Raw genomic sequence first — 8,653 nt, forward strand, 5'->3', positions numbered from 1 at the left:
GCTCTTCCGATCTCGCCGACCTCGACCGCACGACGAAAAGCCTGGGGCTCACGCGGGTCACCAGCGTCGTCGACGGCCTGCACGTGGCCGGCGTGCGCAACAGCGAGACCGGTGAATCGTCCCAGCGCGGCTTCGAGATCGAGCTGCCGTTGCCGCTGTTCGACTTCGGCGACGCGGCGCGCGCCGGCAGCGAGGCGCGCTACCTCGCGGCCTTCAATCGCACGCTCGAGGTCGCGCGCAACGCGAGCTCCCAGGTGCGCGTGGCCTACGACGGCTATCGCAGCGCATACGACCTCGCCCGCCACTACCGCGACGAGCTCGTACCCCTCCATCAGAACATCACCGAGGAATCCGTGCTCCAGTACAACGGGATGCTGATCGGGGTGTTCGAGCTGCTCGCCGCCGCGCGCTCGCAGTCGGCGAGCGTGGCGCAGGCGATCGAGGCCGAGCGCGACTTCTGGCGCGCCGACGCCGCGCTCAAGGCCAGCCTGCTCGGCCGGCCGATCGCGCCGCTCGTCCTTCAATCGGGGGCATCACCGGCGCAAGCCGGTGGTGGCCACTGACCTTTCCGGAGCCCCTCATGACCTCCCGACGTCGATTTCTCGCCGGGGCGGGCCTGCTGGCCGCCGCCGGCTCGGTCAACCGGGTCGCGCTGGCGGCCCTGCCCGAACCGGTGATCCAGTCCAGCGCGGCCACGGCCGCACCTCACACCCCGCCCAACGGCCGCCCCTACGACCCGGTGGTGACGCTGAACGGCTGGACCGCCCCCTGGCGCATGAGAAATGGCGTGAAGGAGTTCCATCTGGTCGCCGAGCCGGTCGAGCGCGAGCTCGCCCCCGGCATGATCGCCCGGCTGTGGGGCTACAACGGCCAGTCGCCGGGGCCGACGATCGAGGTCGTCGAGGGCGACCGCGTGCGCATCTTCGTCACCAACCGCCTGCCTGAACACACCTCCATCCACTGGCACGGCCAGCGCCTGCCCAACGGCATGGACGGCGTCGGCGGCCTGACCCAGCCGCAGATCCCGCCCGGCAAGACCTTCGTGTACGAGTTCGTCGCGCGCCGCCCCGGCACCTTCATGTACCACCCCCACGCCGACGAGATGGTGCAGATGGCGATGGGCATGATGGGCTTCTGGGTCACTCACCCGCGCAACCCGCACCCGCTGATCGATCGCGTCGATCGCGACTTCTGCTTCCTGCTCGGCGCCTACGACATCGAGCCCGGCAGCTACGTGCCGAAGGTGAACACCATGCTCGACTTCAACCTGTTCACCTTCAACAGCCGCGTCTTCCCCGGCATCGACTCGCTCAACGTCCGCCGCGGCGACCGCGTGCGGGTGCGCGTCGGCAACCTGACGATGACCAACCACCCGATCCACATCCACGGCCACGAGTTCGAGGTCACCGGCACCGACGGCGGACCGACGCGGCGCGAGTCGCGCTGGCCCGAAGTGACCACCGACGTCGCCGTCGGCCAGATGCGCCAGCTCGAGTTCATCGCGGACGAGGAGGGCGACTGGGCGCTGCACTGCCACAAGTCGCACCACACGATGAACGCGATGGGCCACGATGTGCCGACCATGATCGGTGTCGATCATCGCGGCCTGGTCGAGAACATCCAGAAGCTGGTGCCCGACTACATGCTGATGGGCGAGCGCGGCATGGCAGACATGGGCGAGATGGAGATGCCGCTGCCCGACAACACCCTGCCGATGATGACCGGCCAGGGGCCGTTCGGGGCGGTCGAGATGGGCGGCATGTTCACCGTGCTCAAGGTGCGCCGTGAGCAGAAGCGGGGCGACTACCGCGACCCGGGCTGGTTCAGGCATCCGAAGGGGACGGTGGCCTATGAGTGGGCGGGCGCAGCGCTGCCCGAGCCCGCGCGCAGCGGCGCGGCCGGCCCCTCGAGCATGCCGCGCACCGGACCCGGGCAGGCCGTCGAGATGAAGGTGCGCAAACCCAGCGCGCATCCAGGGCACTGAAGCCAGGCGCCGCGTGCGCGCAACCAACGACACCAACCAGATTTCACCCCCAGAGCCGGAGCGCCCCATGAAAAGCCGTCGTCGTTTCCTCGCCACCGGTCTTGCGACCGGTGTGCTCGCCTTGCATCGCACCGCGTTCGCCCACGGCGGGGCCGAACGTGCCCCCGAGCCTGCCTCCGACACCGCCCGGGAGCAGCAGGACTGGGGGATCGCGGGCGAGGAGAAGGCCGTCTCGCGAACCATCCCGATCGTGATGACCGACGACATGCGCTTCGTCCCCGACCGCATCGCGGTGCGCCTGGGCGAGACGGTCCGCTTCACCCACAGGAACCGGGGTGCCGTGATGCACGAGATGGTGCTCGGCACGCCTCGCACGCTCGCCGAGCATGCGGCGCTGATGCAGCGCTTCCCCGAGATGGAACACGACGAGCCGTGGATGGCCCACGTCGCGCCCGGCGGACGCGGCGCAATGGTGTGGGAGTTCAACCGCGCGGGCGAATTCCAGTTTGCCTGCCTCATTCCCGGCCATTTCCAGGCCGGGATGGTCGGCACGATCGAGATCGTCGGCTGACAGAAATGTAATCCGGGCGTCAGCGTTCCGTCGGTGACGGCTTCGCATAATGGCCCCGACTTTCGACATCTGCGCAGAACCCCAAGCCCTGGAGACACCCCCTCATGAAGAACACGCTCATTGCCACCGCCCTCGTCGCCCTGCTCGGCAGCGCCGCCCCGGTGGCGTTCGCGCAGGCCGATCACGATGCCCACCACGCTGGCGCGAGCGCCCCGGCCGAGGCCAGCCTGGCCGAAGGGACGGTCAAGAAGATCGACAAGTCGGCGGGCAAGCTCACCATTGCCCATGGCCCCCTCGAGTCGCTCGGCATGCCCGCGATGACCATGGTGTTTCGCGCAGCGGAGCCGGACATGCTCGATCAGGTCAAGGCGGGCGACAAGATCCGCTTCGCCGTCGAGCGGGTCGGCGGTGCGCTGACGGTGACGTCCCTCGAACCCGCTCAGTGAGTCGTACCCCGCAGGTGCGTCGCGTTCCACTCTGACCCTCCGCCCCGGGGCATGCGCCTCCGTGGTGGCTGAACGATGAGGCGGGCGGCGAAGCGCCTGCCCATGCACTCGACCGCCTGCCGGAATCGTTTCTCGATGAAATCCCTCTTTGCCACACCGTCCGCAGCACCGTCCGCCGTACCGTCATCTCACCGGCCACGCCCCGCAGCGCTTGCGCTGCTGCTTGCGCTCACGCTGGGAAGTGGCAGAGCCTGGACTCAGGGCTCGCCCGACACCCCGACGCTCGGCGCGAGCCCCCAGGCGCTGATCGAGTACGCGCGCCAGCGCAACCCGGGCTTCGCCGCCGCCCGCGCCGAAGCGTCCGCCGCCCACGAGCGCGTGGCACCCGCCGGCGCGCTGCCCGATCCGCGCTTCGAGCTCGAGCTGATGGACGCCACCAACACCATGAACGGGCGCTCGAGCTCGCTGCTGCCCGGCCAGGTGGGCGAGACCCGTTACCGCATCACCCAGCCGCTGCCCGGCTGGGGCAAGCGCGACCTGGCGGTGAAAGCCGCCGAAGCGCAGGCGACGCAGACCGGGGCGATGCGCGATGCGGCGTGGACCGAGCTCGCCGCGAAGATCGAGACGCTGTGGCTGCGCTACCACGCGGCCGACCGCGAGCTCGTCCTCAAGCGCGAGGCGCTGACCCTGCTGCGAAGCCTCGAAGAGCTCAGTCTCGCCCGTTACGAGCTGGGCCTGCTGCCGCAGCAGGCGGTGCTGCGCATGCAACGCGAGATCACCTCCCAGCGCCTGGCGCTCGTCGACATCGAGCAGCGCCGCCAGGGCCTGTCGGCGGGGCTCAATGGCCTGCTCGGCCGCGCGCACGACGCGCCGCTCGCCGCGCCCGTCGATCCCGCGCCGCTGCCCGAGCAGCTGGCGCCCGGCGCCCTGTTCGCGTCGGTCGCGAGCGCCAACCCCGAGGTGCAGGTGGCGAGCTACGGCATCGACGCCGCGCAGGCCGAACGCGAGCGCACCTACCGGGACCGCCTGCCGGATTTCGCCGTGGGCGTGACCAACAACCGCCCCTACGAAGGCAAGGCCTCGTGGGACGTGATGTTCGAGGTGATGATTCCGCTGCAGCAGTCGAGCCGCCGCGCGAAGGAGCGCGAGGCCGAGTACATGCTGATCGCGGCCGAGGCGCGGCAAGAGGACGCCAGGGCGCGCGCCGCCGGCGAGCTCGGCAGCGCCTGGTCCATGTACGCCCGGGGGCAGGAGACGCTGCGCCTGCTCGAGCACACCCTGCTGCCGCAGGCCCGGGCCACCCGCGATGCGAGCCGGGCCGCGCTCACCAACGGCACGATCGATTTCGACAGCGTGATCGAGGCCGAACGCCAGCTCATCGACATCCGCAGCCAGCAGCTCCAGGCCGAACTCGAGACCCGCCTGGCCCTTACCGAAATCAAGAAACTGACCGGGGAGTCGAAGTGAACGCTGCCGTCCGAATGACGTCGATCGCCGCCGCGGTGGCGATCGCTGCGGGTGCGGGGTACTGGTTCGCCCGGATGCAACACGCGTCCCCGCCCGCCACCCAGGCCGGCGTTGGCGCCCCTGCCGCCGTGGCTACGGCTACGCCTGCGGCCGGGGGCGAACGCAGGATCCTCTACTACCGCAACCCGATGGGCCTGCCCGACACCTCGCCGGAGCCCAAGAAGGACTCGATGGGCATGGACTACATCCCGGTCTACGCCGACGACCAGCCCGACGACAGCGGCGCGGTGGCGGTGAGTCCGGCGCGCATCCAGACCCTCGGGGTGAAGACCGCGCTGGTCGAGAGGCGTGCGGTGGACACGGCGGTGCGTGCCAGCGGCCGGATCGAGATCGACGAGCGCCGCCAGGTGGTGGTGGCGCCGCGCTTCGAGGGCTGGATCGAGCGCCTGCATGTGAATGCCGCGGGCGACCCGGTGAAGAAGGGGCAGCCGCTGTTCACCGCCTACAGCCCCGAGCTGCAGTCCACCGGCGAGGAGCTGCGCATCGCCGAACGGCTGGCGAGCCAGAGCGCCGGCCATGATCCGCTGGCGAGCGCATCCGCCCGGCGGCTGGCCGAGGCGACGCGTGCGCGCCTGCGCAACCTGCAGGTCGCCGGCCAGGCCGGCGCGCGCCAGGTCTTCCACGCCCCGGCGAGCGGCGTCGTGCTCGACAAGATGGCGGTCGAGGGCGGGCGCTTCATGCCGGGCGAGGCCTTGTTCCGCATCGCCGACCTGTCCAAGGTGTGGATCATCGCCGACGTGTATGAGCAGGATCTCGCCCGCGTGCAGGTCGGCCAGGGTGCGCGGGTCACGCTCGAGGCCTACCCGGGTCGCAGCTTCGAGGCGCGGGTCGGCTATCTCTATCCGACGCTCGACGCCGCCACCCGCAGCACCCGGGTGCGGCTGGAACTGGACAATGTCGAGGGCCTGCTGCGTCCCGGCATGTTCGCCCAGGTCGCGCTGGCGGTCGGCGACGCCACCCCGAAGGTGGTCGTGCCGAGCTCGGCGATCATCGACGACGGCGTGCGGCGGGTCGTGCTGCGCGCGCTCGGCGAAGGCCGCTTCAAGCCGCAGCGGGTCAGGCTGGGCCAGCGCGGCGAGGACGGGGTCGAAGTGCTCGAGGGCCTCGAGGCGGGCGATCGCGTGGTGGTGTCGGCGAACTTCCTGATCGACTCGGAGAGCCAGCTCAAGGCCGCGCTGTCGAACCTGGTCGATGCCGAACCCGGCACCGCCGGTGAGGACGGCGCCAGTTCCACCCGTTACGAAGCCGACGGCACGCTCGACGCCATCGATGCCGACGCGGGCAGCGTGACGATGACCCATGGCGAGATCCCCGCACTGAGCTGGCCGGCGATGACGATGGACTTCCTGCTCGCCGACCCGGCGCTGGTGAAGGACATCGCGCCGGGCACGCCGGTGCGCTTCGTGTTCGAGGCGGGCGAGCCGGGCGAGTACATCGTCACCGGCATCGAGCCGGTCGCGGGCGGCGCGCCGGCAGCGGCCGCCGGCGCACACGAGGGCCACTGAGATGCCGACCCCCGCGACGAATCCCGCCGCCGCGCCCGGCGCTGCGCCCGCCGAGCCGTCCGCCGCCGGCCTGCTCGACCGGGTGATCGAGTGGTCGGCGCGCAACGTCTTCCTGGTGCTGCTGGCGACCCTGTTCCTGATCGGCGGGGGCGTCTATGCGGTGCACAAGACCCCGCTCGACGCGCTGCCCGACCTCTCCGACGTGCAGGTGATCGTCTACACCGACTATCCCGGCCAGGCGCCGCAGGTGGTCGAGGACCAGGTGACCTACCCGCTCACCACCTCGATGCTGGCGGTGCCGCGCGCCAAGGTGGTGCGCGGCTTCTCGATGTTCGGCGCGTCCTACGTGTACGTGATCTTCGAGGACGGCACCGACATCTACTGGGCGCGCTCGCGCGTGCTCGAATACCTGAGCGCGGCCGCCAGCCGCCTGCCGCAGGGCGTGGCGCCGCAGCTCGGCCCCGATGCCACCGGGGTGGGCTGGGTGTACCAGTACGCGGTGCTGGGCCGCGACATGAGCCTGGCCGACACCCGCGGCCTGCAGGACTGGTACGTGCGCTACCAGCTCACCAAGGCGCAGGGCGTGGCCGAGGTGGCGAGCATCGGCGGCTTCGTGCGCGAGTACCAGGTCACCGTCGATCCGCTCCGGCTCGCCGGCTACGGCATCACGCTCGACGAGGTGACGAAGGCGATCCGCGCCTCCAACCGCGACGTCGGCGGCCGCGCGGTGGAGCTCGCCGAGAAGGAATACATGGTGCGCGGCCGCGGCTACCTGCGCAGCGTGGAGGACATCGGCGGGATCGTGCTGAAGGCCGAACGCGGCACGCCGGTGCGCGTGGCCGACGTCGCCCGCGTCGAGCTGGTGCCCGCCGAGCGGCGCGGCATCGCCGAGCTGAACGGCGAGGGCGAGGTGGCCTCCGGCATCGTCATGGCGCGCTTCGGCCAGAACGCGCTCGACGTGATCGCCAACGTCAAGGCGAAGATCGCCGAGATCGCCCCCGGCCTGCCGGCGGGCGCGGAGATCGTGCCGGTGTACGACCGCTCCGAGCTGATCGAGCGCGCGATCGGCAACCTGCAATGGACCCTGCTCGAGGAGAGCCTGATCGTCGCCGCGGTGTGCATCGTCTTCCTGCTACACGTGCGCAGCGCGCTGGTGGCGATCATCACCCTGCCGCTCGGCATCCTGATCGCCTTCATCGCCATGCGCAGCCTGGGGCTGGGCTCGAACATCATGAGCCTGGGCGGCATCGCGATCGCGATCGGGGCGATGGTCGATGCGGCGATCGTGATGATCGAAAACGCGCACAAGCACATCGAGCGGCTGCCCGCAGCGGCGACCCGGGAGGAGCGCAGCGCGGCGATCGTGCTCGCCTGCAAGGAGGTCGGACCGGCGCTGTTCTTCTCGCTGCTGATCATCACCGTGTCCTTCCTGCCGGTGTTCGCGCTCGAAGGCCAGGAGGGCCGGCTGTTCTCGCCGCTCGCCTTCACCAAGACCTTCGCCATGGCCGGCGCCGCGCTGCTGTCGGTGACCCTGGTGCCGGTGCTGATGCTGTTCTTCGTGCGCGGGCGCATCCTGCCCGAGGCGAAGAACCCGGTGAACCGGCTGCTGATCTGGCTGTACCGGCCGATCATCCAGGGCGTGCTGCGCTTCAAGGTCCTCACGCTCGTGCTCGCCGTGCTGGCGATGGCCGCCACCCTCGTCCCCGCGCGCCAGATCGGCTCCGAGTTCATGCCGACCCTGAACGAAGGCACGCTGTTCTACATGCCGGCGGCGCTGCCGGGCATGTCGGTGACCGAGGCCGGGCGCCTGCTTGCCACCACCAACCGCATCATCAAGACCTTCCCCGAGGTGGCGTCGGTCTATGGCAAGGCCGGCCGCGCCAACACCGCGACCGACCCGGCACCGCTCGAGATGTTCGAGACGGTGATCAACCTGAAGCCGCAGGACCAGTGGCGGCCCGGGGTAACCACCGACACGCTGATTGCGGAAATGGACGCCGCGCTCAAGTTCCCCGGTCTCGCCAACTCGTGGACCATGCCGATCAAGGCCCGCATCGACATGTTGAGCACCGGCATCCGCACCCCGGTGGGGGTGAAGGTGTTCGGCAAGGACCTGGAGACACTGGAGAAGGTCGCACAGGCGGTGGAAGCGGCGGTGCGCAAGGTGCCGGGCGCGAGCAGCGCCTACGCCGAGCGCGTGGCCGGTGGCTACTACGTGGACATCGTGCCGCGCCGCGATCAGCTCGCGCGCTACGGGCTCACCATCGACATGGTGCAGGACGTGATCGCCACCGCGCTCGGCGGCGAGATGGTGACGACCACGGTCGAGGGCCTGGAGCGCTACGGCGTGTCGGTACGCTACGCACGCGGCCTGCGCGACGATCCGGCGCGGCTTGCGTCCGACGTCTTCGTGCCGACCATGAACGGGCCGATCCCACTTGGCCAGGTGGCCGAGGTGAAGCTGACACGCGGCGCGCCCGGCATCCGCACCGAGAACGCGCTGCTGGCGGCCTACGTGTATGTCGACACCCGCGAGGCCGACCTCGGCGCCTTCGTCAAGCGCGCGCAGCAGGCGGTGGCCGAGGAAGTCGCATTCCCGCAGGGCTACTACGCCACCTGG

General features: G+C 70.4%; 7 protein-coding genes. All 7 read left to right on the forward strand.

What is annotated here, in order from left to right:
* On the forward strand, window positions 1–563 hold a 563-nt coding region (locus BB334_RS13140), incomplete at its 5' end, for a TolC family protein (protein WP_198531253.1).
* 17 nt (window positions 564–580) lie between these two features.
* Window positions 581–1,984, forward strand: a complete 1,404-nt coding sequence (locus BB334_RS13145) for a multicopper oxidase domain-containing protein (protein WP_068808968.1) — start codon at window positions 581–583, stop codon at window positions 1,982–1,984.
* A 67-nt stretch (window positions 1,985–2,051) separates the two neighbouring features.
* Window positions 2,052–2,555: a cupredoxin domain-containing protein gene (locus BB334_RS13150; RefSeq protein ID WP_068808969.1), complete on the forward strand. Its 504-nt coding sequence runs from the start codon at window positions 2,052–2,054 to the stop codon at window positions 2,553–2,555.
* A 104-nt stretch (window positions 2,556–2,659) separates the two neighbouring features.
* A complete protein-coding gene (locus tag BB334_RS13155; protein ID WP_068808970.1) occupies window positions 2,660–3,001 on the forward strand; it encodes a copper-binding protein in 342 nt (113 codons plus the stop codon).
* A 135-nt stretch (window positions 3,002–3,136) separates the two neighbouring features.
* Window positions 3,137–4,468: a TolC family protein gene (locus BB334_RS13160; RefSeq protein ID WP_232756740.1), complete on the forward strand. Its 1,332-nt coding sequence runs from the start codon at window positions 3,137–3,139 to the stop codon at window positions 4,466–4,468.
* Complete coding sequence (locus BB334_RS13165; RefSeq protein WP_408646456.1) at window positions 4,465–6,033, forward strand: efflux RND transporter periplasmic adaptor subunit; 1,569 nt, start codon at window positions 4,465–4,467, stop codon at window positions 6,031–6,033. Before BB334_RS13160 ends, BB334_RS13165 begins: the two co-directional genes overlap by 4 nt.
* A 1-nt stretch (window position 6,034) precedes the next feature.
* The coding region (locus tag BB334_RS13170) for an efflux RND transporter permease subunit (RefSeq protein ID WP_083200460.1) at window positions 6,035–8,653 on the forward strand (2,619 nt) is incomplete at its 3' end.

This window comes from Thauera phenolivorans, assembly GCF_001696715.1.
Classification (GTDB): domain Bacteria; phylum Pseudomonadota; class Gammaproteobacteria; order Burkholderiales; family Rhodocyclaceae; genus Thauera; species Thauera phenolivorans.